Annotated in this window: 25 protein-coding genes and 1 riboswitch; of the genes, 19 read left to right on the forward strand and 6 right to left on the reverse strand. The window is 36.8% G+C overall.

Annotated elements, in window-relative coordinates; all coding sequences use genetic code 11:
* Positions 1 to 99 precede the first annotated feature (99 nt).
* The 6 genes from IE339_RS09905 (at position 100) to IE339_RS09930 (ending at position 3,175) form a co-directional block, all read left to right on the forward strand.
* Positions 100 to 930, forward strand: coding sequence for a hypothetical protein (locus tag IE339_RS09905; protein WP_242175687.1), 831 nt, complete (start codon positions 100 to 102; stop codon positions 928 to 930).
* A 103-nt stretch (positions 931 to 1,033) separates the two neighbouring features.
* A complete protein-coding gene (locus tag IE339_RS09910; protein WP_242175689.1) occupies positions 1,034 to 1,486 on the forward strand; it encodes a hypothetical protein in 453 nt (150 codons plus the stop codon).
* A 60-nt stretch (positions 1,487 to 1,546) separates the two neighbouring features.
* Positions 1,547 to 1,606: riboswitch (Fluoride riboswitch) on the forward strand.
* Between the two features lie 55 nt (positions 1,607 to 1,661).
* Positions 1,662 to 2,063: a fluoride efflux transporter CrcB gene (crcB, locus tag IE339_RS09915; RefSeq protein WP_242175691.1), complete on the forward strand. Its 402-nt coding sequence runs from the start codon at positions 1,662 to 1,664 to the stop codon at positions 2,061 to 2,063.
* Positions 2,060 to 2,413, forward strand: a complete 354-nt coding sequence (crcB, locus tag IE339_RS09920; RefSeq protein WP_242175693.1) for a fluoride efflux transporter CrcB — start codon at positions 2,060 to 2,062, stop codon at positions 2,411 to 2,413. Before crcB (IE339_RS09915) ends, crcB (IE339_RS09920) begins: the two co-directional genes overlap by 4 nt.
* 186 nt (positions 2,414 to 2,599) lie before the next feature.
* Positions 2,600 to 2,833, forward strand: coding sequence for a hypothetical protein (locus tag IE339_RS09925; RefSeq protein WP_242175694.1), 234 nt, complete (start codon positions 2,600 to 2,602; stop codon positions 2,831 to 2,833).
* An 87-nt stretch (positions 2,834 to 2,920) separates the two neighbouring features.
* Complete coding sequence (locus IE339_RS09930) at positions 2,921 to 3,175, forward strand: DUF7660 family protein (protein ID WP_242175695.1); 255 nt, start codon at positions 2,921 to 2,923, stop codon at positions 3,173 to 3,175.
* A 110-nt stretch (positions 3,176 to 3,285) separates the two neighbouring features.
* Here the strand turns inward: IE339_RS09930 and IE339_RS09935 are convergent, their stop codons facing one another.
* The 5 genes from IE339_RS09935 to pdxS form a co-directional block, all read right to left on the reverse strand.
* Entirely contained in the window at positions 3,286 to 3,819 is a 534-nt protein-coding gene (locus tag IE339_RS09935; protein WP_242176158.1) for a GNAT family N-acetyltransferase, read from the reverse strand.
* A 131-nt stretch (positions 3,820 to 3,950) separates the two neighbouring features.
* Positions 3,951 to 5,177: an MFS transporter gene (locus IE339_RS09940; RefSeq protein WP_242175696.1), complete on the reverse strand. Its 1,227-nt coding sequence runs from the start codon at positions 5,175 to 5,177 to the stop codon at positions 3,951 to 3,953.
* Complete coding sequence (locus IE339_RS09945) at positions 5,174 to 6,217, reverse strand: ArsR/SmtB family transcription factor (protein ID WP_242175697.1); 1,044 nt, start codon at positions 6,215 to 6,217, stop codon at positions 5,174 to 5,176. Before IE339_RS09945 ends, IE339_RS09940 begins: the two co-directional genes overlap by 4 nt.
* Before the next feature lie 155 nt (positions 6,218 to 6,372).
* Positions 6,373 to 6,966, reverse strand: a complete 594-nt coding sequence (gene pdxT / locus IE339_RS09950; protein ID WP_242175699.1) for a pyridoxal 5'-phosphate synthase glutaminase subunit PdxT — start codon at positions 6,964 to 6,966, stop codon at positions 6,373 to 6,375.
* Position 6,967: 1 nt separating this feature from the next.
* On the reverse strand, positions 6,968 to 7,855 hold the full coding sequence (gene pdxS / locus IE339_RS09955) for a pyridoxal 5'-phosphate synthase lyase subunit PdxS (protein ID WP_242175700.1): 888 nt from the start codon (positions 7,853 to 7,855) through the stop codon (positions 6,968 to 6,970).
* 129 nt (positions 7,856 to 7,984) lie between these two features.
* Between pdxS and IE339_RS09960 the strand changes: the two genes are divergently transcribed.
* Positions 7,985 to 9,385: a MocR-like pyridoxine biosynthesis transcription factor PdxR gene (locus IE339_RS09960; protein WP_242175701.1), complete on the forward strand. Its 1,401-nt coding sequence runs from the start codon at positions 7,985 to 7,987 to the stop codon at positions 9,383 to 9,385.
* A 536-nt stretch (positions 9,386 to 9,921) separates the two neighbouring features.
* On the opposite strand, the gene IE339_RS09965 is transcribed toward IE339_RS09960, so the two are convergent.
* On the reverse strand, positions 9,922 to 11,205 hold the full coding sequence (locus tag IE339_RS09965) for a helix-turn-helix domain-containing protein (RefSeq protein WP_242175703.1): 1,284 nt from the start codon (positions 11,203 to 11,205) through the stop codon (positions 9,922 to 9,924).
* A gap of 339 nt (positions 11,206 to 11,544) precedes the next feature.
* Here IE339_RS09965 and IE339_RS09970 point away from each other — a divergent pair, with 339 nt between their 5' ends.
* Genes IE339_RS09970 through IE339_RS10025 form a run of 12 tightly spaced genes read left to right on the forward strand, consistent with a single transcriptional unit; the run spans position 11,545 to position 22,981 of the window.
* Positions 11,545 to 12,285: an SDR family NAD(P)-dependent oxidoreductase gene (locus IE339_RS09970; RefSeq protein WP_242175705.1), complete on the forward strand. Its 741-nt coding sequence runs from the start codon at positions 11,545 to 11,547 to the stop codon at positions 12,283 to 12,285.
* Positions 12,286 to 12,308: 23 nt separating this feature from the next.
* Positions 12,309 to 13,367 carry a 3-oxoacyl-ACP synthase III family protein gene (locus IE339_RS09975; RefSeq protein WP_242175706.1) on the forward strand — a complete coding sequence of 353 codons (1,059 nt, stop codon included), beginning with the start codon at positions 12,309 to 12,311 and terminating at the stop codon, positions 13,365 to 13,367.
* A gap of 13 nt (positions 13,368 to 13,380) precedes the next feature.
* Positions 13,381 to 14,406: a 3-oxoacyl-ACP synthase III family protein gene (locus IE339_RS09980; protein WP_242175707.1), complete on the forward strand. Its 1,026-nt coding sequence runs from the start codon at positions 13,381 to 13,383 to the stop codon at positions 14,404 to 14,406.
* Between the two features lie 19 nt (positions 14,407 to 14,425).
* A complete protein-coding gene (locus tag IE339_RS09985) occupies positions 14,426 to 15,259 on the forward strand; it encodes a 3-hydroxyacyl-CoA dehydrogenase family protein (protein ID WP_242175710.1) in 834 nt (277 codons plus the stop codon).
* A complete protein-coding gene (locus tag IE339_RS09990; protein WP_242175711.1) occupies positions 15,249 to 16,214 on the forward strand; it encodes a 3-oxoacyl-ACP synthase III family protein in 966 nt (321 codons plus the stop codon). Before IE339_RS09985 ends, IE339_RS09990 begins: the two co-directional genes overlap by 11 nt.
* 24 nt (positions 16,215 to 16,238) lie before the next feature.
* Positions 16,239 to 17,213: a 3-oxoacyl-[acyl-carrier-protein] synthase III C-terminal domain-containing protein gene (locus tag IE339_RS09995; protein ID WP_242175712.1), complete on the forward strand. Its 975-nt coding sequence runs from the start codon at positions 16,239 to 16,241 to the stop codon at positions 17,211 to 17,213.
* A gap of 17 nt (positions 17,214 to 17,230) precedes the next feature.
* On the forward strand, positions 17,231 to 18,199 hold the full coding sequence (locus tag IE339_RS10000; RefSeq protein ID WP_242175713.1) for a 3-oxoacyl-[acyl-carrier-protein] synthase III C-terminal domain-containing protein: 969 nt from the start codon (positions 17,231 to 17,233) through the stop codon (positions 18,197 to 18,199).
* Between the two features lie 19 nt (positions 18,200 to 18,218).
* Positions 18,219 to 19,202 (forward strand): 3-oxoacyl-[acyl-carrier-protein] synthase III C-terminal domain-containing protein, encoded by a 984-nt coding sequence (locus IE339_RS10005; protein WP_242175715.1) that lies wholly within the window; start codon positions 18,219 to 18,221, stop codon positions 19,200 to 19,202.
* Between the two features lie 31 nt (positions 19,203 to 19,233).
* Complete coding sequence (locus tag IE339_RS10010) at positions 19,234 to 20,229, forward strand: 3-oxoacyl-ACP synthase III family protein (RefSeq protein WP_242175716.1); 996 nt, start codon at positions 19,234 to 19,236, stop codon at positions 20,227 to 20,229.
* Between the two features lie 16 nt (positions 20,230 to 20,245).
* Positions 20,246 to 21,229: a 3-oxoacyl-ACP synthase III family protein gene (locus IE339_RS10015; RefSeq protein WP_242175717.1), complete on the forward strand. Its 984-nt coding sequence runs from the start codon at positions 20,246 to 20,248 to the stop codon at positions 21,227 to 21,229.
* A gap of 31 nt (positions 21,230 to 21,260) precedes the next feature.
* The gene (locus tag IE339_RS10020; RefSeq protein ID WP_242175718.1) at positions 21,261 to 22,178 is read left to right on the forward strand and encodes an ABC transporter ATP-binding protein; all 918 of its coding nucleotides are present in this window, start codon (positions 21,261 to 21,263) and stop codon (positions 22,176 to 22,178) included.
* Complete coding sequence (locus IE339_RS10025) at positions 22,175 to 22,981, forward strand: ABC transporter permease subunit (RefSeq protein ID WP_242175719.1); 807 nt, start codon at positions 22,175 to 22,177, stop codon at positions 22,979 to 22,981. Before IE339_RS10020 ends, IE339_RS10025 begins: the two co-directional genes overlap by 4 nt.
* The last annotated feature ends 15 nt before the right edge of the window (positions 22,982 to 22,996 follow it).

Genomic DNA, 22,996 nt, shown 5'->3' on the forward strand with positions numbered 1-22,996 from the left:
CCTATGAGAGTCATCTTTTTTTGCGAAAAAAACTGTATAAATTTGGAATAATCATATACAATGGTAGTTGCTGTTAAAAAATAGAAAAAGAGGGGTCATATGAACAGAGTTTTAAAATGGTTGTGCTGCTTTACATTCGTTATCGCACTAAGTACAGCGGGTGTTACAGCATCTCAAGCTGCAAGCAAGGTTATGTGGGGGAAGTTAGAATATAAGAGCGGCATGATTGGCAAGGTAACGGTTATGAAGGATACGGTGAGATATGAGAAGAACACAAAAGGAAAGTTAGTGTCCGTTGGGAAAATGAAGAAGGGTGAGGAGTGGGGCGTCTATGCTTTAAAGCCTCAGCATTACGAATTAACTCGAAAAACATATGCGGTAAAGGCGGGTTCATTAAAATATGAGGCGCTAACAAAGTCAAAAATAGACCAAATTAAAGCAGACTCAAGAGTTATTACAAGTGGCTTAAAGCCGAGCACGAAATATGAATACCAATTTTCTTATCCTGGATATGGACTATATACATCTAAGTTCATCGGGCGTGAAAATGGTTATGATTTGTGGGATAGCTATGATTCGCGAACAGGTAATAGGGAAACGTGGTGTTACTTTGAAAGTAAATCCGAATTTGTTTATGGAATTTATGAATCCGATGTAGGGTCTTGGATAAAAATGCCGCTTTATTTAAACAAAAGATGGTCCGACTATGTTGAGATGGGCTCTGATGAATTGATGTACTACCGAGTCACATCATTGTCTAAAACGGTGACTACAAAAGCGGGAACATTCCGAAATGCGATAGAAATTAAAGATTCATTTGGAAACTACTCTTATTATTATCCTGGAATTGGGCTAATCAAAAACATTGGATACCAAAATAAAAAAATGGTTGTGTACGAAGAATTGTATAAAATGACAAAGGTTCGATAATAGTAGCCACTCCTATCATCTGTAGTTTTGAAGGAGTGGTTTTTATGTCATCAATTTGTATTATAATGAATGATAAAAGGATATAGATCATTTGGAGGAAACTATGGATCACCTAAAACAAGCAACACTTACTCATAAACAACTAGCAACAAGCTGTTTTAATAAGGTTTGGGAGTATCTCGAATTAGATGAGCGCAGGGATGAGGACAATGAAGCAATGATTCATTTGTGTCATAGCTCGTTTTGGCATTGGACACAGGTGGACGGTCATACAGATATGAATTTGTCAGTAGGGTATTGGCAGCTGTCCCGAGTATATGCCGTAATTGGAGACGGATCAAGCGCGTTAACCTATGCGAAGAAGTGCGTTTCAATTAGTGAAAATCTTGATCCCTTTTATAAAGGGTGCGGTCACGAAGCATGCGCAAGGGCCTATAAAATTATGGACAATGAAGAAAAAATGCTTGAGCATAAAGAGACTGCGAAAGCATATGTCGATCTTGTACTAGATGAAGAAAATAAAACGTGGATTGAGAACGACCTTCAAACGATCTAACAATGAAAACTCCTTCTTGCTATTAAAACGAAATCATGTAAAATAAAAGGTAGACGAATACATACATACGGCGATGGAGTTCGCCATAAGTGCCTTTGGGCTGATGACTCCTACTCATTTGTTAATGGGTAGGAGTCTGTTTTTTTGTCTATAGTAAAGGAAGAGGTGACACAACATGAAGGTTTTATTCGTTGGAATTGGCGGAATTATCGGGAGTTTGCTGCGCTATTATACGGGGGTTTTCACACATACATGGTGGGGAAGCGAATTACCACTTGGGACATTGCTAATTAATTTAATCGGAAGTTTCTTTTTAGGATGGTTTACATACCGCATTATTAAGCGAAACGTGCTTCATCCGGCGATTGCGACCGGAATTGGAACAGGAGTTGTAGGTGCATTTACAACATTTTCGACGTTCAGCGTTGAAACCGTTACGCTTATGAAAGCTCATCTATGGGGGTTTGCTCTTTTGTACGTATTAGTAAGTGCGATCGGTGGTTTACTTATGTCATGGGCTGGCTGCAAGCTTGGTAGTCAATCAGCGGATAAAATGAAGGGAGGTCTTCCTTCATGACCGTTGTATGGATTGGAATCGGGGGATTTTTAGGAGCGATTTGTCGCTTTCTACTTAGCGGATGGTTTAATAAAAAGTCGCATATAGGATTTCCATACGGAACGCTGTTCGTTAACCTGCTTGGCTCGTTTTTACTTGGGTTGATCACGGGTATGGGCGTTTCATCTGGCACGTACTCCTTTTTTGGAATCGGATTTATGGGAGCATTCACGACGTTTTCAACATTTAAATTAGAAAATATCCAACTTCACGACCAAAAGAAAGCAACCGTTTCGTACTGGTATTTGGGCAGTAGCTACATCGGTGGTCTTTTACTTGCTTTTATTGGAATGTGGATTGGGATGAAGTAGGAAAGGTAATGAGAAGGATAGTTAGCGTGAAACGGGGCTGATTATCCTTTTTTAGTTGGCTATTTTTATCTTAAAGATATTTACACCGTACCTTATAGTATAATTAGAAATAACCTATTTTTAGCAACTGAAAAACTCTATACAGTTCGGCACTGATATATGAAGATATGGAGAGAAGTTGGTTTTATGAAACTAAAAAAATTTATCAACTTTCTAAATAAGCTAGAGGAAAAAAGTATATTTTACAAGCTAGACAAAGTTAGAAAAGACGCCATTATGGTTGAAGTAGTTGTTCCAGGAGAACGATGGGAAATTGAGTTTTTGGAAGATGGAACAATAAATATTGAAAAATTCATTGGTGATGGTGATATGTATGATGCTAAAGAATTGGAAGCTCTTTTCAGCGAATTCAGTGATTGAATGTTTTGAAAGTAACATAGACATATAATCTTTGTTTAAATCTACACATAATCATTAGGCAGAGGATAGTCGAAAGGTGGTACAGAAATGGAACTAAATGAGAGTACAGAGGACGTTAAGAGTCGAGAGGATTTAATCAAATTCATAAATCACTTAAGAAGAGATTTACAAACTAACAAAGCTGAGTGGGAGAATATAACCCTTGAAGATTATTTAGAAGCTATGGAAGCGTGGGTGAATGATATGGAAGGCTTTTATCTGAATACCGATCAACCAGTTCCCAAACAGCCTTCTTGGAAAACTTTTGCGGACATATTGTATGCTTCAAGTATGTACGAATGAGGATTAATAGGGATGTAGTTTATTAAAATGGGGAATTCCTTAGTAAGTGGATTCCCCTGAATTTTTACCGCGATATTAAAATTTAAATGAGTCTTTTTTAAAAATATAATCTATTCTTTGTGGTACTCCATCAGCCAGCAATCTTGATAGATGCCCTCGTGAAGTTCTTGCTTGGGCAGTAGCCTCACTTTTTTAAATCCACATTTTTCATAACAATGAATGGCTCTTTCGTTTCTTGTTTGAGGGTCCATCACAATTCGGTCTGCTTTTTGTTGGACGAGCAAAAACTCAATCATTGATGTAACAAGTAATGTGCCCATTCCTTTATTCCAGTAGGTTGTTTCTCCGATAAATTGATCTGTGCCGTAAACATTTTGACCGCAATACCCATACTCTTTTTTCTCTTCATCCTCTAACGGATAGTATTGAATGTAGCCGATCTCATTGCCTTCATACTCTACAATGCATTTAACTTCTTCAGCATTTTCATCATAAAAAACCTCTCTGACTTTGTTTAAGTCAAATGGATTGTCTCTGCCTTCATAGAACTCAAGAACCGATGGATCTGATAGCCATTTTGCTAACAGAATATCGTCTTTCTCTTCTAATGTTCTCACTGTTAAACCCTGATTTTGAAACAATATCACAGTCTGTTCCCACTCCCTATGTAGCTAGCTAACGTATATTTTACCATAAAATTCTAATTATCTTTAAGTATGTAATTGCATAAAAAGTAGTTTATAGTCGTATATGAGTACGTATTTTGGTGAACCAATCAATCTTTGGTAGAAGCCTTTCCGCTAGCGTTAATAGAAGTAAACGGAAAGAGGGAGGTACACAAGTAATAGATTCCTGGCAGGACAATTACAGCCCCAATCGCTGCATATAGATGACGAACGGATAGATCTAGAAAAGTAGAAGAGGCAAATAAGATTCCCATTGGCATTGTGATGCGAAGAAGGAGAAGTCGGACCGAGCTCAGCTGACTTAAACGATCTCGAGGCGCTTCACGCTGAAAAATAGCAGCGCTTTGAGCATTGAACCAAGGAAACAACATTCCTCCAACTAATTCACATAGCCATGCAAGGGGAACGGAGTGAACAAATAGTAATAAAATGAACGAAAGACCTCCACCAATTAAACCAATATACATTGTGACAGCATTTTTTGGAAGTCTGGTAAGTAAAAAAATCCCGATTACATAGCCAATAGGAAAACTGGCGGAAAAAACCGCATATTCCCAACACTCACCTCTTAATTCTCCTCTAATAAACGGTACGCTAATGACCATTGTAGTTCCAACTGCAAATTGAACAAGAGACGATAAAAAAGTTAAGCGAAATAGTGTAGGATAGCAAAAAAAGAGCTTATATCCTGTTCTCATTTCACTCCACCAAAGCTTCTTCGTCCAAATCTTTTTTTCTAGCCTCTTAGTAGGAGCAAGGTGAGTAAGCGAAAGAAAGCTCAGAAAGAACAGGGCAGATGACATTACGTACACGACATGCAACGGACTTACTAGTAAAAGAAGAGAGGTGGCGCCTGGAGCTATAAAGCTCATTAGGCGAATTGTTCCATCTAATAACACGTTTGCTTGAATTAGTTCGTTTTCCTTACAAATGTCAGGCAATAAGGAAAATGAAAGACTAGCATAAATAGGTTGAACCATTCCCAATAGATACTGAAGAACGATTAATCCTAAAATTGCTCCTGTATCTGTTCCGATAAAATGAATGATAAATGGGATCAGATAAGCAAAAGAGCGAATTAATTGAATGAACGGCAGCACTTTTTCTTTTGCAACATCATTTAGAAAGGGGGCACTAATGCTTTGTAAAACCAAGGAGGGAATAAAATAAATAAGCAGTAGGGCTCCCATCCATTCCTTTGATTCAGTAAGCTCATAAAGTAATAAACTATTAATAATTCCCCCAGCAGCACCTCCAAACTCCGAAACAATTTCACCGATCCATAGTGCCTTAAACGAACGGGAGAGAATTTTCATTTTATTGTGCCAAGATACTGTGTAAGACGTTCAGAAAAATCATCAATATGCGAATGGCGAACGGAATAGATCCCCTTGTCAGCCGAAATGAATTTCGCCGCTTTTAAAAGAGAGAGCTGATGATGCAGAGTGGTTTTGGATATGTTGAACTGTATGCTTAACTCTTGAAGTGACTGCGATCCTTTCATAAGCTGATAAAGTATTTTTAACCGAAGCTCGTCGCCTAGCGCTTTATGTCCTCGAATTAGTTCATTTGAAGGTATTCCTGGCTCCATCAAATATTGTTCATCAATGGGATAAAAAATAAGCTTTGTATCATTTGTGCGTTGATGCAGAATCCAAGGTCGATAGGAAATGTGGGGAATTAATTTAATGGTCCAAACGGATGGCTCAGGTACGTAGACCATTCCGTCTGTGATGCGCTCAATCTCTTTAGTAGGATCAGTAGCATTAAGTTCGGAGTGCTGTTTTTGCTGAAATGCCAGCGCTTGGCTCCATTTTTTCCATTCTTTTTGCCGACTAACCCACTGATACCATTCCTCCACAACCTCAATAAATAGGGTGCGAATTTCTTCAGCAGGATACGATGCGAGACAATGGATATAGCTTGATAAATACTCATGATCCTCAAAATAGATGGCATACTCCTCGAGCAGCTTCTTATTTAAGTGAGGAGAATAAATGCGTTGTCTTATTGGTTCGCAAGCTCGATCCTTGTAGGGAAGAAGCGATTCATACAACGATTCATCTGACATATTTCTGAGAGCATTCGAAAAATCTTGAATGCAAGCAGCAGTAATCTTATTTTGAACCATGATAAGTCCATACCAGAAGTTTGTGTCCGTTATCGTTTGTAAGTGAGCTAACAGTGTTGGGGACATGGTGTTTTTCTGTAGCGTCCATTCGTCATCCAAATCAAACGTATGGCGAAGCTGTTGATGAGTGTAACCTGAGATCCCAAGAATGACTTCCCAGATTGGCGAAGACTCCACATAAACCGAAACCGTTTCAGTAGGGTGTGGTGAATAAATTTGCTTCATAAACCATTCCTCCTAATCTATTTATTTATATTCTGAAATATCAGAATTATAAATTCAATATTTATTGAATAATTTTATAAATAAAAACGGGTTACGTTGATTTACCAACATCAAAAATCCGCACCCCCAAGATTAGTAGGAGTGCGGATTGATTCTTAACCCACATATTCAGTTAAACTATCTTCTTTCACCATGTCTACAAACAGCTTCAAAAAGCGCGTGTCGTTTGTGAGCTCAGGATGAAACGCAGAGGCAAGAACGTTTCCTTGCTTTGCTGCAACGATTTTTCCATCGTATGTCGCTAAAACGTCCACATTTTCGCCAGCACGTTCAATATAAGGCGCTCGGATAAAAACGGCTTTAAACGGTTCGTTGAGTCCGTCAATATCAAGATTCGCTTCAAAGCTTGCGATTTGGCGACCAAAAGCATTACGTTTGACCGTTACATCCATTATTTGAAGGTGAGCAGCTTCTGAATCAACCAATTCATTTGCTACAAGCACCATACCAGCGCACGTACCGAAGATTGGTTTTTTCGCTTCATGAAATGCTTTTAGGGCATCAAAAAATTCATAGCGATCAATGAGCTTTCTCATCGTTGTGCTTTCGCCACCCGGAAGGATTAAGCCATCAACATCTTGAAGCTGTGCCGCTTTTTTGACGACAACCGCATTTAATCCTAGGGCTTCTACTTGTCTTACGTGCTCTGCAACGGCTCCTTGAAGACCTAAAATCCCGATTGTTTTCATTTTACCAGCCACGCTCCTGCATTCTTTCTTCAAGAGAAAGCTTTGAAATGTCTAATCCTTTCATTGCTGCACCAAGCTCTTTGGAAAGTTTTCCGATTAGCTCGTAATCTGTATAGTAAGTCGTTGCTTGAACGATTGCACTTGCAAATTTCTCAGGGTTTTCGGATTTGAAGATCCCTGAACCAACGAATACTCCGTCAGCACCAAGTTCCATCATAAGCGCTGCATCAGCAGGAGTTGCGATACCGCCCGCCGCAAAGTTCACGACTGGGAGCTTTCCTAATTCTTTAATTTGCTTTAAGATCTCAAACGGAGCGCCTAAGATTTTAGCTTCCGTCATCAGCTCATCGTCGTTCATAACAGATACTCTGCGCACCTGTGCGTTTACTTTACGCATGTGGCGAACGGCTTCCACGATATTTCCTGTTCCTGGTTCACCTTTTGTGCGAAGCATTGCCGCACCTTCGCCAATACGACGAGCTGCTTCACCAAGATCACGACATCCGCATACAAACGGAACGGTGAAATCACTTTTTAATAAGTGGTACTCTTCGTCAGCTGGTGTTAATACTTCACTTTCATCAATATAGTCAACGCCCATCGATTCAAGGACACGCGCTTCCACGATGTGACCGATACGACCTTTTGCCATAACAGGGATTGATACAGCATTCATGACTTCTTCAACGATGCGAGGGTCAGCCATTCTTGCTACACCGCCAGCAGCGCGGATATCTGAAGGAACTCGCTCTAATGCCATAACGGCAACTGCACCTGTTGCTTCTGCAATTCTTGCTTGTTCTGCGTTTACAACGTCCATAATGACGCCGCCTTTTTGCATATGAGCCATTCCACGTTTTACAGTTTCAGTTCCTACTAATCTTTCCACGTTCAACACTCCGTTTCGTTATCTGTTGTATTTTCCGAATCTATTGATTAGTATAAAAAGTAATTGGTTGTATTAAAAGTGTCAGTTTTTTAAAAAATGATGGTGTCAGTTTTAGAAAGGGTGTCAAAAATGGAAATGTTATCATGTCATTTGGATAAAGAAAGCACAATACCACTATATGAACAGCTATATTTACATATAAAAAAAGAAATTATTGAAGGGCGTATCGAATACGGAAGCAAACTACCTTCTAAACGTAAACTAGCTGACTTTTTAAAAATTAGTCAAAACACCGTTGAAACGGCCTATGAGCAGCTAGAAGCAGAAGGGTACATTGAAGCTTATCCGCGTCGAGGGTATTTTGTACTCGCTCATGAGGATTTGGAATACATGGAAACGAGTCATGAACCTCACCAAGAACCCATATTAGCGAAAAAAGAGATGATCTATAAATTTCATCCGAGTGCCATTGATACGGAAAATTTTCCGTTTTCTACGTGGAGAAAGCATGCGAAAAATACGATTGATAAGGCCAACCACAGCCTCTTGTTGCTAGGTGATTCGCAAGGTGAGTTCGAGTTGCGAACAGAAATTGCCCATTACCTGTATCATGCACGAGGCGTACAGTGCCAGCCAGAGCAAATTGTCGTAGGCGCTGGAATTGAAATTCTCCTGCAGCAGCTACTTCTTCTTTTAGATGAAAAATCCATCTATGGTGTTGAAGATCCGGGCTATCACTTAATTCTACGAATCTTGAATAATATGAAAAAGGAAGTGTATCCACTTGAGGTAGATGAAGAGGGAATTGATGTAGAGAGCATTCAAGAAAAGAAAATGGACGTTGTGTATGTGGCGCCGTCAAATCAATTTCCGTACGGAACCATTTTATCGGTCAACCGCCGTACAAAGCTACTAAACTGGGCTTCTGCGGAGAAAAATCGCTATATTATTGAAGATGATTACGATAGTGAATTTCGCTACAGTGGCAAAGCCATTCCGTCCCTTCAAAGTATGGATGCGGGTGAAAAAGTGATTTATCTCGGCACGTTTTCCAAGTCTCTTATGCCGTCTATTCGTATCAGCTATATGGTGTTACCAAGGCTCTTACTTGAGCAATACAAGGAGAAGCTCTCTTTTTATCATTCTTGCTCGGTTTCTCGAATGGATCAGCATATTTTGACGCAGTTTTTAAAGGAAGGGGATTTTGAACGTCACCTAAACCGGATGCGAAAGATTTATCGTCGGAAGCTTGAAAAGGTGGTTGATCTCTTAAAGCGTCATCAAGATTACATTTCGATTATCGGGGAACAATCGGGTCTTCATATTGTACTTGTCGTAAAAAATGGAATGAGTGAGGAGGAACTGGTTCAGCGGGCAGCAGAAGCAAAGCTGAAAATCTATCCAATGTCGGATTATTCGATTGAAAAAAAGGAGCTTTCACCACCAAAAATCATTCTTGGATTCGCGGGAATTCCAGAAGAGCAGCTAGAAGAAGCTATACATCTACTTTTAGATTGTTGGGGATTTTAAGAGTGCTGTAACACCTTGGGATTCTTTTGTCTATAAATAAATATGATGGTAATCATAAATTAAATCACATCACATTAATTGTCTTCAGTCCTAAAATTCAGTTGATGAATAACAATATCAAATTGAGAACTATTAGTGCGTAACTATTTGTTTTTAATAACATGGAAATGGAAGTAGCTTAAACGAATACAAAATATAAAAAGCATGAGTTCGGTCAAGTGCCGAACTCATGCTTTAAAGCATTACAGTTTTAGCGTCACGTCACTACCATCACTAATTCTTACTTTGGCATGCAGTATCAGATCTTATTAACAAAAAAATTGGCGGAAGCTAACATTACGTTATATTCATAGAATTAAGAATTTGATTTCATTTTAGAGGATTTACGAATAATGAATCCAGAAGATATATTTTCAACTATTTAATTTATTAACAAGGAAAGATGGCTGGAAATAAAAATGAAATGATTTTATATTCCTGAATTTTACAGGTGAGGGTAGCTACGTTTAATTGATAACGCATTGATATAAGTGCGATTATTCTTTATTATTTAAGGATTTTTTATAATATTTAGCGGCTAACTCGTAATTTTCTTTTGAAAAATATGCATTTCCCATTACATGATAAAGAGTGTGTAACTTATTAAATAACAATGTTTCCTGACAAATAGTTTCTGCCTTCTTAAAATAAGATAATGCACTTTCTAATCCAACATTTTTTGTAATTACTTTCCCTAATAGAATATACAGCTGCGCTTTGAAAATATGGTCCACCTCATATTTTAACAATTCTTTGCATAAGGATTCGCAATCATTAAGTTTATCCATGTGAAATAAGGTTTCTGCCAATTCTAATTTTGCATTTAATGCTAAGTCTTCTTCAAAATGGTTTTCATAAACAACTAGTGCATCCTCAATATATTTTAATGCTCCCTTATATTCTTTTGTTTGATTAGATAAAATTCCTAAATTAAGCAAGATACCAGCCTTAAGAAGTTGATTGTCCGTTTGTTCAAAAAAGTATAAGGCTTTATTGTATTGAATTTTAGCCTCTGAGAAATTATTGGTTTTGCGATAACAAACTCCCAACGTCATATGAATTTCTCCAGATCGATAAAATATATCTTTGGATTTGCAAAGTTGCTCAGCTTTCAGTAAATAAGTAATGGAAGAGGTGATTTCTTCTAAATGACAATGAAATACTCCTAAATTTAACAGAATATCGATTTGTAAAACAGGGTCATTAACCACCTGTCTAGTTAACTGTAGGGCATTGTTAAAACATTGTAATGCACCTTGATATTTTCCTAGCTTAAACATTACTTTTCCTTGAAGATTCAGTGCCTTCGCCCGAACGTCAAAATTAATTGGTAGTGAATCACCAATGGATTTCTCTAAATATTGTTTTGCATGATTGAATCGCTTTGTTTCCCAGTAGTACCTTCCAAGTAAATATTCGCTTAATGATTTGAATTGAAAATCATCGCTGTCTTCTTCCAGTTCAGGTAATAATTTTTCAAATTCACTAAACTTTCTATTATCTAGCAAATATTCTGAATGATTAAAAAATAAGTGTTTCTTTTTTAGATCACTATGATCTCTATCGTTTTGTTCTTCTGGAGATTCTTCTAATAAAAAGGCCAGAGAAACCTCTAACTTATCGGCAATGCTTTTAAGTATTTCGATTGAGGGTTTAGCATTTCCTTTTTCAATTTGACTTATGTAACCTCTTGTAACGATGCCCTCTGCCAAATCCTTTTGCTTCATGTCTTGGGCAAGCCTCATCTGTCTAATTCTTTCACCAATAGCTTTAGTGTCCATAAGCGCTCCTTTCACTATACAACTATTCATAAAGTATATTAACAGTAACTTTATGTTACTACAAGGATATTTTTTACAAAAAAATAAATAAAATATCGTTGACGCAAATATGTTAATGATGGTAAATTTAGTTACGTTCAGTAACATCCAAAATATTCATAAAAAGGGGATTAACATGATGTTAACCAATAAAAAACAAAGTAGATTCGTATATTGCCTTTGCTTACTAGCATTTTTGATTTCTCAATCTAGTATTGGAATTTATAACTTGAGTGATGCTTTACCGTGGTAAAAGAAGTCAATTAACATAATAAATATTTGAATTCGAGGAGAAATCGCATGAAGTTGAAAAATAAGATAGCTATTGTTACAGGTGGCACTAAAGGATTAGGAAAAGCTATTGCTATAGGCTTTTTGAAAGAAGGTGCTACGGTAATTTGTGCAGGTAGACAGCCATATGATTTTGACAAATTTTCTGATCCCTTTCCAAAACAAGCTTCATATCATGAAGTTGATGTCAGAAATCCTAATTCTGTTAAAGAACTAGTTGATAAATGTGTGAGAGTGTATGGGAAAATCGATATTATGGTAGCGAATGCTGGAATATTAAGAGATTCGACCCTAGTTAAAATGTCATACAATCAATGGTTTGATTCTATCGATACCAATTTAAATGGGGTTTTTAACTGTACACATGCCGTTATTCCACACATGATTGAAAAGGGTGGAGGGCATATCATAAATATTTCTTCCGCAGCTGCGTCTAGGGTCAATATAGGCCAAGCTAACTATTGTGCGTCAAAAGCTGGTGTTGAAATGTTCACAAAAGTAGCTGCTACAGAGCTAGGACCTAAAGGAATCATGGTAAATTGTTTATCGCCTGGAATTATTGAAGCTGGTATGGGTGAAAAATTGAGAGAAAATGAGTTTATATGGAAAAAATACACGAAACGTATGTCATTAAGAAGACCTGGAACAGGTGAGGAAGTTGCCCAAGCTGCTCTTTTTTTAGCAACAGAATCGAGCTCATATGTTAATGGACATGTTCTAGAAGTTAATGGTGGTCTTTTGTGGGCATAATTTAATAGAAAAGAGGAGTTTGTTTGAGTCTTTTATTAGAAGAATTGTCTCAAATATCTAATAGAACAGGATTGGTGTATGGGGTAGGGATTAAAGGAACTGGAATGTGCGTACCTAATAAGACCATAACGAATGAGTTTTGGGAAGAGCGTTTAAATACGACGAGTAACTGGATTAAAGAGAAAACGGGAATTATTGAACGTCGCCATTTAGACCAACATGAAACTACTTCTGATATGTTTATAGCTGCTGCCGAGCAAGCTTTAGTAAGAGCAAATGTCACAGCTGACGAATTAGATGCCATTATTATTGCTACTATTACACCAGATTTTCCGCTTCCATCTACAGCTTTAATAGTTAAAGAGGCATTGGGTGCGAATAAAGCCCTTACTTTAGATTTGACACAGGTAGCATGTTCAGGGTTAATTTATGGCATGCATTTAGGTGCTCATTTGTTACAAAATAAAGTTCTGAAAAATATCCTAGTTATAGGAGGAGACGCCCTATCCAGAATTTACAATCCTAATGAGCGGGGGTCCTGTGTGTTTTTTGGAGATGCATGTGGGGCCATTATACTTCAAAGAACTAAAACTACTTCTATGGGAATTTTAGGGTGGGATATTGGGTCAAAATTGAACTTCGATGGAGCAGGCATATCACATGGAGGAGCATCAAAAAAGATAACCCATGAAGCTTTAGATAAGGGAGAACATTATTTATATATGAATGGACGAGAAGTGTGGAAAGAAGCAACAACGGTTCTACCTGACACTCTTCAAAAGTCTATACAAAATGCTAATTTACAAGTACATGATATTGATTTCTTCATCTTACATCAAGCGAATGAAGTATTAATTAAAAAGGTATTAGAAGTGCTTCACATCAGTGAAAATAAGGCTCTGTTTAATGTGCATAAATATGGAAATACAGGCGCAGGGACTATTCCAACTGTACTGCATGAAGCCATAATAAAAGGAAAAATAGAGGATGGGGACTTAATAGCCTTTGCAGGAATCGGAGCAGGATTTAAGTGGGGTTCAATGGTTATGAAATATTCTTCAAACCCTCAAGACTTTGAGTAAGGAGTATAATTCCATGAATAAAAAAATCCGATCAGTTGGCATTTTTGGAGCAGGTTCTTATGTTCCAGAGAAAATTTTAACCAATAAAGAGTTGGAACAAACGGTGGACACAACAGATGAATGGATTACCACAAAAATTGGAATTAAAGAGAGAAGAATTGCAAAACCTGGTGAGCTAGCATCAGATATGGGTGCCTATGCTTTACAAGATGCATGTAGTAATGCAGGAATTACTACAGAAGAGATAGATTTAATTATATGCGGGTCAAATACTCCCGATTACAATAGCCCTCAGATGGCAGCGCTTATTGCAAAAAAATTAGGAATTAATCACGCCGTTACTATAGATGCTCGTACCGGAGGTTGTCCGGGTGGCGTTTTTTCAGTAGATATTGCCGCACAGTATGTAGCTACTGGACGCTATGACACAGTGGCTGTCGTAAATGCTGAACTGAATTCTGCCATTCTCGACTGGGAAGATCGTTCAACGTGTGTAATTATGGGAGACGGGGCAGGATGCTTATTGTTGAGGCCTTGTAAGTCAGATACCGGTATTATTCATACAGTTCTACATAATGATCCTTCCGGTTACTTTGTCGCGTACGTACCTTCTGGTGGTACAGCAATGCCTACAACAGAAGATACCCTACAAAAAAAATTAGGTTACTTTCATATGGATGGTCGTGCGATTTGGAATTTTGCCACTGTAGAAATACCCGAACTAATAAAAGAATTATCTAGGGATAGTGGGATTTCGTTATCAGATGTTGATTTATTCATCTCACATCAAGCTAATTTAAATATTATTAAAGAAATTATGCATAAAATCAATGTTCCAATGAGTAAAACGTTCACTAATATTGAAAAATACGGTAATACATCTAGCGCGTCTGTTCTTATAGCCATTTCAGAAGCACTTAAAGAAAACCGAATTAAACATGGCGATCTTATATTTACCTTTGCATTTGGAGCTGGATTATCTTATGGTGCTACAGCTATTAAGTGGTGCGCCAAAGAAGATTTCTTACTGAGCAAATAACGTTGAGAGGTGGGTTTTTATGACAAAAAAAAGAATGGGTGTTATAGGAATTGGAGCTATAGGCAGAGGTGTTGCACATTGTTACGCTTTAGCCGGCTATGAAGTTTGGGCAGTTTCACGACTTGGAGATGATAGAATGTCTACCTATATTGAAAATGAATTTGCCAAAGGTAGACTTACATCAAGCGAAAGAGAAATACTTTTATCTAATATTACAAATTGTAAGTTAGAAGATTTACCAGAAGTAGATTTGGTTGTTGAAGCCATTATTGAAAATATACAAGAAAAGAAAAGCCTGTTTAAATATCTTGATGAGACACAACCTAACTGTACGGTATTGGCCTCATCGACGTCAACACTTCCTATTAGTGAGATTTCGTCAATATCTAATAATAAAAATAGAATAGTTGGTATGCATTTTGCTACTCCTGTTCCTAAAATGGAACTAGTAGAAGTAATTAAGTCCGTTTTTACGGATGAGGAATCACTAAGTAAAACCCTCCATTTTTGTCTCGACATAAAGAAAACAGGAGTGGTAGTTAAAGATTTTCCTGGTTTCGTAATCTCGAGATTAGCTCAGGCTATGATTAATGAAGCAGCATATATTCTTATGCAAGGTATTGCAGATGAAGAAGCAATTGATACTATTGCTAAGTTAGGACTCAATGTACCAATTGGTCCTCTTAAACTAGTGGATCAAACAGGGATTGATGTTGCACTTAGAGGCATGGAATCCATGGAGAAGCTGTTGGGGGATAGACGTTATGCACCATGTCCAATATTTAGACAAAAAGTTTACGACGGTCATATTGGACGTAAAGCAGGGCAAGGATTTTTCTCTTATGAAAATTAAAGAGCCCATAGGAATTAAATCTATTGGAAAATATGTTCCGAGTCAGAAATTGCGGTTAATCACTGGAGATAATGGTGAAGTAATCATTCACGAGGCTTCTAAGGAGGAGACTACATATAAGATGGGATCCATTGCTCTGACAAATGCCTTGGCTGAGGGGGGGATTAATAAAAGTGATTTAAAACATTGGCTTCACTGTAACGATGGTCCAGGAGACTACTTATTTCAGTTAGTCGGTCGAAAAATATTAGACGAAGTTGAAATAGGCTCTTGTCATACTTACAATTTATATCAATCTTCAAATTGTTCACTCTTAGCTATTAAATTATTAATTGATCATTTACGTAGCGATTCAACTGCTTTAATCGGTGGAGTTTCAACCAGTAATTCATGGAAGAATCATACCTATGATCGTAGAGTAGGTGATGCAGTCTTTGGTGATGGTTCAGCCGTATTACTTTTAGAGAAAGGCAATGATTCTTACACTTTTGATTTTTTTACTATGAAAACAATAGGCAAATACCATGATGTTGCAGCTTTTCAAGCTGGTGGGTTTTTAGAAGAAATTAGTCAAAAAACGGTTAAAGAGGACTCCTTTAAATACAACATTATCAATGAACGTTCTTACGAGGAACTTAAAAAGATTAGTGTTGATATTGGTATTCAAACCATTGAGAAAACACTAGAAAAAGCTAAACTTTCTCGAAATGATATTGATTTATTAGTTTTGCATAGTCCAACTCCAAAAATATCAAGTTCATTTATTAAAGAACTAGCACTAAACTCCTCATCTTTTATAGAAACAGTAAATGATTTTGGATATATGTGTTCGTCTGGAATATTACTGTCTCTGTATGAAGCAGTCTATAATTATCAACTTAAAAAAGGTAGTAAAATTTTAGTTACTTCGTTGGGGATAGATGGAAATTGGTGTTCCGCAATTATAACAGTTTAAATAAAAAAAGAAATGGGAGATAGTATGGTAGGTATAGCTGGAATTGGAGTAGCTTTTCCTAAAAAAATTGTAGATACATGGGAAACCTATGCAAAGCCTGGTGGAATGAGAAAAGATATATGGGAAAGAATGGGCTGCCATTCTACATATGTACTAGAGCCACCATCAACACCCACGGATTTAGCTATTGAAGCCTCCAAAAAAGCTTTTGCGGAAGCAGGTATTGATCCTGAAGAGGTAGATGTGATTATATGTAATAATTATAATTCAGAATATCTATACTGGCAAACAAGTGCAAAAGTACAGAATTTGTTGGGATGTCACAATGCCTTTACATTTGAGATTTTCGGAGGATGCAATGCTGTAGGATCAGTAATAAGAGCAAGTATAGACTTATTTGAGCAGGATGATTCTATTAAAACATGCCTCGTTGTACTGACAGAAGCTATTAGTGGAGAGACATGGCCACAATTTATCTCGGATGGAGCATGTGTACTCGTTTTAAAGCGTGACTATAAGCACCTAGAATTTCTATCACATAGTCAGGTTAGTGACATATTTCCAACCATGCAACGACTACCTATTGGAGGAACTGCTTCGCCATTCACAAAAGATATTATATTTGAAGGCAATGTCTATCAAAACTTTGAGTTTAGTGCAGTACAGTTCCGGCAAGAAATCAAGCCGCTTATTTATCCTTCATGTAAAAAAGTGATAGATGAATCACTTGAAAAAGCTGGCTATACGACAGCAGATTTAAGTCAAATTTTCTTTGTTCATCAACAAAAATATGTTAATAAGAGCATGTTAGAGATGTTTAATTTACCAACAGATCTTTCGCCTCTTGACTATATAGATGATATGGGTCATGTGTCAGGATGCGATGTATTTATTTGTCTAAAAAAAGCACTTAATGATGGAAAAATACAAAAGGGAGATATAATGTCTTTTGCCGTTATGGGGTTAATGGATTTTCATGGATGGGTTATTCGTTACTAAAGAAATGAGGAAATAATATGATTGAAAATACAATTGGTATAAGGGCTGTCGGTAGCTTTATTCCTAAAACCACAAAAAAAATGGTATCTCCTAGTGGAGACCATGTGTCTATTAGAGTGGCTACAAAACATGAAACGCCTTACAAAATGGGAGCGGATTCAATACTAGATATGGTGAAAAAGGCAGAAGTCCTGCTAGAAGAATTAGAAGGACAATACTTTTTCTTTAATGAAGAATCTTACGGAGATTATCTGTTTCAAATGCACGGAAGACAAATTATGGATATTGTAGGGGTTAATCGAATTACTTCTTTTAACTTATTACAAGGAGGTAGTTCTTCATTAATGTTAGTTAAACTATTAATGAATCACCTCATTGCTAATACTAATGTGCGTTTTGGTATTGTGGGTTCACCCCAATCATGGGAATACCATAGTCAAAACCGACAGCTTGGCAATGCAATATTGGGAGATGGAGCTGCCAGTCTTATTTTAGAAAAAGGCTATCAAAGAAATCGAATTCTCTCTATTGCTACTAAAACCTTAGGGAAATATCATGATGTCCTCTTTAATGAGGTAGGAGGATGGAAGAGTCCTATTGCCGATGGCCCATGTAAAGAAGGTAAATTTATATATAAAATTCAAAACCTTCCTCATTATAAGGAAGTTGAAGAGAGTAACTTTCTTATACTTCAAAACGTAATGGGTGAAGCTCTTCAAAAAGCTCATTTATCCTTTAGCGACATTTCCTTATTTGCTATTCATAGCCCAACTAGATTGCATCACGATCGGTTTGCAAAGCACTTTGAAATATCAGAGGAAATGATTATTGATAGTGCAGAAGAATACGGCTTTATGTGCTCCGCCGGTATCCTGTTATCTATTGGTACAATATTAGAAAATAAAGATTTAAAAATAGGTACTAAAGTGATGGTAAGTTCTTTTGGGGTTGATGGTAACTGGGCTGTAATGATAATAGAAATTTAACTAAGGAGATGGAAAGAAGTTGAGTCAAAGTATTGGAATTTCTGGAATAGGTGTCTCATTACCTGAAAACTTAGTTAGTACTTGGGATGTATTGGCGCCTGCTGCTAAAATTAGAGAAACTTTAAAAGAACGGTTAGGTTGCAATTATGTCCCGTTAGCTACTTCTGAAGAGAATCCAATGTTATTTTCTTTAAAAGCAGCTAAAGAGGCGATGAATGAAGCGTCAGTCATTCCGGAAGAAGTAGATTTTATAATTGCAAATAGTCTTTCAAATGATTATGAAAAGTGGCAAAGTTCCGCGTTTCTAGCCTATGAACTAGGGTGTATAAACGCTAGCACAATTGATGTGTATGGAGGATGTAATACAACCGGCGCTGCTTATCATATGGCAATTGATATGATAAAAGCGGATGAAGAAATTAACACAGTTTTAATTGCCTTAACGGAACATTTAGGTGGAGGAACTTTCCCTCAGTTTATTGGAGATGGAGCTTGTGCGTTAGTTATTCAGCGAGGCTCTACTAATCTTGTTTCATTGGAATACGTCAATTTAAATGAAACAATGCCTAGTTTAGGGGTTATGAAAGAAGGCGGAGTAATCATGCCTTTTTCAAAAGATACGTCTTTTGATGGTGGCTGGGAAGACCAAGTTGATTTTAATGTTGAAAAATACAAAACTGAATTAAAACCAATCTTCTCTCAAATATCAACAAAGCCTATTCTAGAACTTTGTAAAAAGTTTGGAATTTCAGTTCATGAACTAGATATGTTATTTATTGTTCATCAACAGGCACATTATCATTTATCAATTGCTAATTTATTAGGAATTAAACCTAGCAAAGTGCCCATTCAATATATTGAAAACCTAGGGCATATTAGTGGGTTTGATATCTTCATTTCTCTGAAGTTAGCTATTCAGGATGGATTAGTCAAAAAAGGGGATCTGTTAGGAATGATGGCGATGGGATTAGGAGAATGGCATGCTTTTCTCTTGCGTTATTAGTCTCGTATTGGTCTAAAAGGGAGTGTCAGTTATGGAAGATGTAGTTGGTGTTTTAGGTGTATCCGTATATTTACCACCACGAAAAGACATTAGCGACTTAGTAAACACAGGGCAATTATCTTCGGAAAAATTTAATAGAATAGGCGTTTTATCAGTGCCTGTATCAGTAAACGAAATAGGTAGTGATCTTGCTATTAAAGCAGGAAAAGAGGTGTTGTACAAAACGAACATCTCTCCAGATGAGATTGATATTTTAGTGTATGTGGGAAGCGCAATGCCCGATTATCAAGTTTGGCTTCCATCTGCAAGAGTTTGCAACGAATTAAATATAAAAAATGCGTTTGGTTTTGATTTAAACATGGGCTGCGGAAGCTATCAGGCCGCTATAAAATTTATATCAGAAGCCCTTAAGAATAATGAAAAGTGGAAAACCGCGTTGCTGGTCTCAGGAGACAATTTTGACCATTTAACTACAAATAGAGAAACAAACGAGGTCATAATGGGTGACGCTGGTGCTGCGATAATTTTACAGAAGGGATATAAGCACAATGTATTTTTTGGTTATGAAGCCATTACTAGAGGTTATTACCATGATTTAACTTTCTATACAGGATTTACTCCTGCAGCTACAAAGTTTGTAGAAGATAATCCTAAAGTAAAACCAAACCTATGGACTTTTGCACGAAGTGAGAAAATGAATGATTTATTAAAAGAAAATGTACCTAACTATATTAATATGGCAAACCGTGTATTGAAAGATCAAGGTCTTACTATACAAGACATTTCTTATGTCATTGTGCCAACTGGTAGGTTGGATCTTATGAAAAAAATTGTAGATGAATTAGGTTTTCCTAGAGAAAAAACAAATATCCAATTCTTATCTGATTTAGGAGATTGTGCATCTTCTTCATTTGCCATAGATGTAAATAACATTCTTGAACATTTTAAGCCCCATCCTGGTGAATATACCTTATGCATAGGAGCAGGTCTTGGTATATCATGGATGGCTTCAATTATTAAACATTAAAAAAAGGACGTGCAATATGAGTAAACCTAAACATTCAGCAAAAATTATTGGAACAGGGGCCTATGTACCAAACAAAGTATTAACAAACTTCGATTTGGAGAAGTTAATGGACACAAGTGATGAGTGGATACAAGAAAAATACGGTATTAAAGAGCGTCGTATTGTCTCAGAATCTGATGAGCAAAACATCTCAGATTTGTCATATAAATCCGCTGTAAAAGCTTTAGAGTCAGCAAATTTGAAACCAGAAGATTTAGACCTTATTATTATCGCTTCTATACATTCAGATATAAAGAGTCCTGCAACTGCTTGTATATTGCAGGGGATGCTGGGGGCTAAGAATGCGGTAGCATTTGATATGAATATTGGAGGGTGTCCTAACGCAGTATTTGCTATGACCACAGCATTAAATTTCTTAGATGGAGAGCGCTTTAAAAGAGCCCTTGTAATCTGTACAGAAATATATTCGCGATTTATAGATTGGTCATATCGTAACACGGCTTGCTTCCTTGGTGATGGATCTGGAGCGGTTATTTTAGAATCCTGTGATAAAGAGGAAGGCGTACTAGCTTATAACCTATATACAGACGGAACAAAGCATAACAAAGCGTGGTGGCCAGGCGGAGGAACGAAGCTAGTACCTGAAAATGAGCAAACTCCCCATATTGAAGGAAGAGACGTGTGGGAGTTCGGAAATACAGCTACTCCGAATGTTATAGTGGAAACTGTTTCAGATGCAGGTTTAGAGATGGAAGAAGTGGACTTTGTTATTTTTCATCAAGCAAACGTTAACATTATTAATAATGTTATGGATTTAATAGGTTTACCACATGAAAAGACATATATGAACAACTATAAATATGGGAATACAGGCGGTGCCTCCTCGCTGATCGCTCTTGATGAAGCCATTAGCTTAGGAAAAATAGTACGTGGCGATAAACTAGCAATTTGCTCTTATGGAGCAGGGTTAGCATGGGGATCGATGGTAATGAACTACTAAACCTTAATATGTATAAGAGGAGTTAACCATTATGATAAAAATAAATCAACTTTCCAAAAACTTCAATAATGGAAAAGGCATATTTGATCTTTCATTTGAGGTGAAGAAAGGAGAAGTTTTCGGATTTCTTGGTCCAAATGGTGCAGGTAAGTCTACTACAATTAGGAATTTAATAGGTTTTACGAAGCCTACTTCTGGAGAAGCATTTATAGGGGGATTTAACTGTTGGACAGAGTCTGATAGGATTCAAAAAATAACAGGTTATCTTCCAGGAGAAATCGCCTTTATAGATAATATGAATGGTCTTCAATTCTTAAAATTAATTGGAGATATGAAAGGTATTAAAGATACGATGAAGAGAGACGAATTAATTCGTCGATTACAATTTGATGTTAAGACACCTATTAGAAAAATGTCTAAAGGTATGAAACAAAAAGTAGGAATAGTAGCTGCTTTTATGCATCAACCAGAGGTACTAATTTTAGATGAACCTACATCAGGACTTGATCCTCTCATGCAGCAAATTTTTATTGAACTTGTATTAGAAGAAAAGAGAAAAGGAACAACTATACTAATGTCCTCACACATGTTTCAAGAAGTAGAGAAAACGTGTGACAGAGTGGCCATAATAAAAGATGGTAAATTAGTTAGTATAGAAAACGTACATGACCTTAGAACTCACCAGAGAAAAGTTATAGAAGTCACTGCTGATTCTCAAGAAAGTATTGCTTTCCTTAGAAAATCAAATCTTCTTATTGAAAATATTAGCGATTTGACTGCATCCATTGTAGTTCAAGGAGACTATAATAATTTCATTCAAATTCTGTCTTGTATAGGAGTTATGAATATTCAGGTAAGAAATATGGATTTAGAAGATTTATTTATGCATTACTATAACCCTACTAAGCTAGCATCTACATTTAATAAGAAGGAGTTAATTGCGAAATGAATTTTCATCTCTTAAAGGCGAATATAAAGTCTCAATCTAAAAATCTTTCTACTTATGCATTGGGTTCATTAATGTATCTCTGGATACTAATATGGGTATTTCCTTCTATTGTCTCAACTAAAGGAATTAATGAGCTTATTAATTCCTTACCTGACAATTTCCTTCAAGCCACTGGTTTAGAAGGAGGAATAACAGAGCTTAACAGCTATTTGGCAGGAGAATATTATGGATTAATTTTCCTCCTTTTATTAACTATATTTAGCATTGTAGTTTCCACGCAGTTAGTAGCACAGCTTGTTGATCGAGGAGCTATGGCATATCTTCTCACCACTCCATCTTCAAGGGTAAGAGTAGTAACAACACAAGCCGTTACTCTAATTATAGGATTAGTTACTGTAGTTCTCTTTAATTACGTAGGTGGAATAGTTGGCGCAAGTCTATTTCTGGAGAAGCATCAAATTAATACATCTGTATTTCTAAAAATTAACATCATGGGAGGGATGCTATTTCTTTTGGTGTGTGCATATTCATTCTTCTTTTCATGTGTGCTTAATGATGAAAAATATGCAATGGGAGCCTCCGCTGGTTTAACTTTATTTTTCTATGGGCTAGATATGTTCGGGAAATTAAGTGAGGATTTAGAATGGCTAAGAAATATCTCTATTTTTGGTTTATTTAGGCCCCAAGAAATAGTAGCTGGAAAGTATGAAATTGGAACGTCATCTATTCTACTTTTGCTTGCATCTCTTGTCACATTTATCTTGTCTATTGTGTTATTTAAAAAACGTGATCTACCTTTGTAAAAAAAATATATATAA

The sequence above is a fragment of the Priestia koreensis genome (assembly GCF_022646885.1).
Taxonomy (GTDB): domain Bacteria; phylum Bacillota; class Bacilli; order Bacillales; family Bacillaceae_H; genus Bacillus_AG; species Bacillus_AG koreensis_A.

Bases quoted from the DNA above. Each gene is read 5' to 3' on its own strand.
- IE339_RS09905 (WP_242175687.1), top strand. From the start codon at position 100: ATGAACAGAGTTTTAAAATGGTTGTGCTGCTTTACATTCGTTATCGCA.
- IE339_RS09910 (WP_242175689.1), top strand. From the start codon at position 1,034: ATGGATCACCTAAAACAAGCAACACTTACTCATAAACAACTAGCAACA.
- crcB (WP_242175691.1), top strand. From the start codon at position 1,662: ATGAAGGTTTTATTCGTTGGAATTGGCGGAATTATCGGGAGTTTGCTG.
- crcB (WP_242175693.1), top strand. From the start codon at position 2,060: ATGACCGTTGTATGGATTGGAATCGGGGGATTTTTAGGAGCGATTTGT.
- IE339_RS09925 (WP_242175694.1), top strand. From the start codon at position 2,600: ATGAAACTAAAAAAATTTATCAACTTTCTAAATAAGCTAGAGGAAAAA.
- IE339_RS09930 (WP_242175695.1), top strand. From the start codon at position 2,921: ATGGAACTAAATGAGAGTACAGAGGACGTTAAGAGTCGAGAGGATTTA.
- IE339_RS09940 (WP_242175696.1), bottom strand. From the start codon at position 5,177: ATGAAAATTCTCTCCCGTTCGTTTAAGGCACTATGGATCGGTGAAATT.
- IE339_RS09945 (WP_242175697.1), bottom strand. From the start codon at position 6,217: ATGAAGCAAATTTATTCACCACACCCTACTGAAACGGTTTCGGTTTAT.
- pdxT (WP_242175699.1), bottom strand. From the start codon at position 6,966: ATGAAAACAATCGGGATTTTAGGTCTTCAAGGAGCCGTTGCAGAGCAC.
- IE339_RS09960 (WP_242175701.1), top strand. From the start codon at position 7,985: ATGGAAATGTTATCATGTCATTTGGATAAAGAAAGCACAATACCACTA.
- IE339_RS09965 (WP_242175703.1), bottom strand. From the start codon at position 11,205: ATGGACACTAAAGCTATTGGTGAAAGAATTAGACAGATGAGGCTTGCC.
- IE339_RS09970 (WP_242175705.1), top strand. From the start codon at position 11,545: ATGAAGTTGAAAAATAAGATAGCTATTGTTACAGGTGGCACTAAAGGA.
- IE339_RS09980 (WP_242175707.1), top strand. From the start codon at position 13,381: ATGAATAAAAAAATCCGATCAGTTGGCATTTTTGGAGCAGGTTCTTAT.
- IE339_RS09985 (WP_242175710.1), top strand. From the start codon at position 14,426: ATGACAAAAAAAAGAATGGGTGTTATAGGAATTGGAGCTATAGGCAGA.
- IE339_RS09990 (WP_242175711.1), top strand. From the start codon at position 15,249: ATGAAAATTAAAGAGCCCATAGGAATTAAATCTATTGGAAAATATGTT.
- IE339_RS09995 (WP_242175712.1), top strand. From the start codon at position 16,239: ATGGTAGGTATAGCTGGAATTGGAGTAGCTTTTCCTAAAAAAATTGTA.
- IE339_RS10000 (WP_242175713.1), top strand. From the start codon at position 17,231: ATGATTGAAAATACAATTGGTATAAGGGCTGTCGGTAGCTTTATTCCT.
- IE339_RS10010 (WP_242175716.1), top strand. From the start codon at position 19,234: ATGGAAGATGTAGTTGGTGTTTTAGGTGTATCCGTATATTTACCACCA.
- IE339_RS10015 (WP_242175717.1), top strand. From the start codon at position 20,246: ATGAGTAAACCTAAACATTCAGCAAAAATTATTGGAACAGGGGCCTAT.
- IE339_RS10020 (WP_242175718.1), top strand. From the start codon at position 21,261: ATGATAAAAATAAATCAACTTTCCAAAAACTTCAATAATGGAAAAGGC.
- IE339_RS10025 (WP_242175719.1), top strand. From the start codon at position 22,175: ATGAATTTTCATCTCTTAAAGGCGAATATAAAGTCTCAATCTAAAAAT.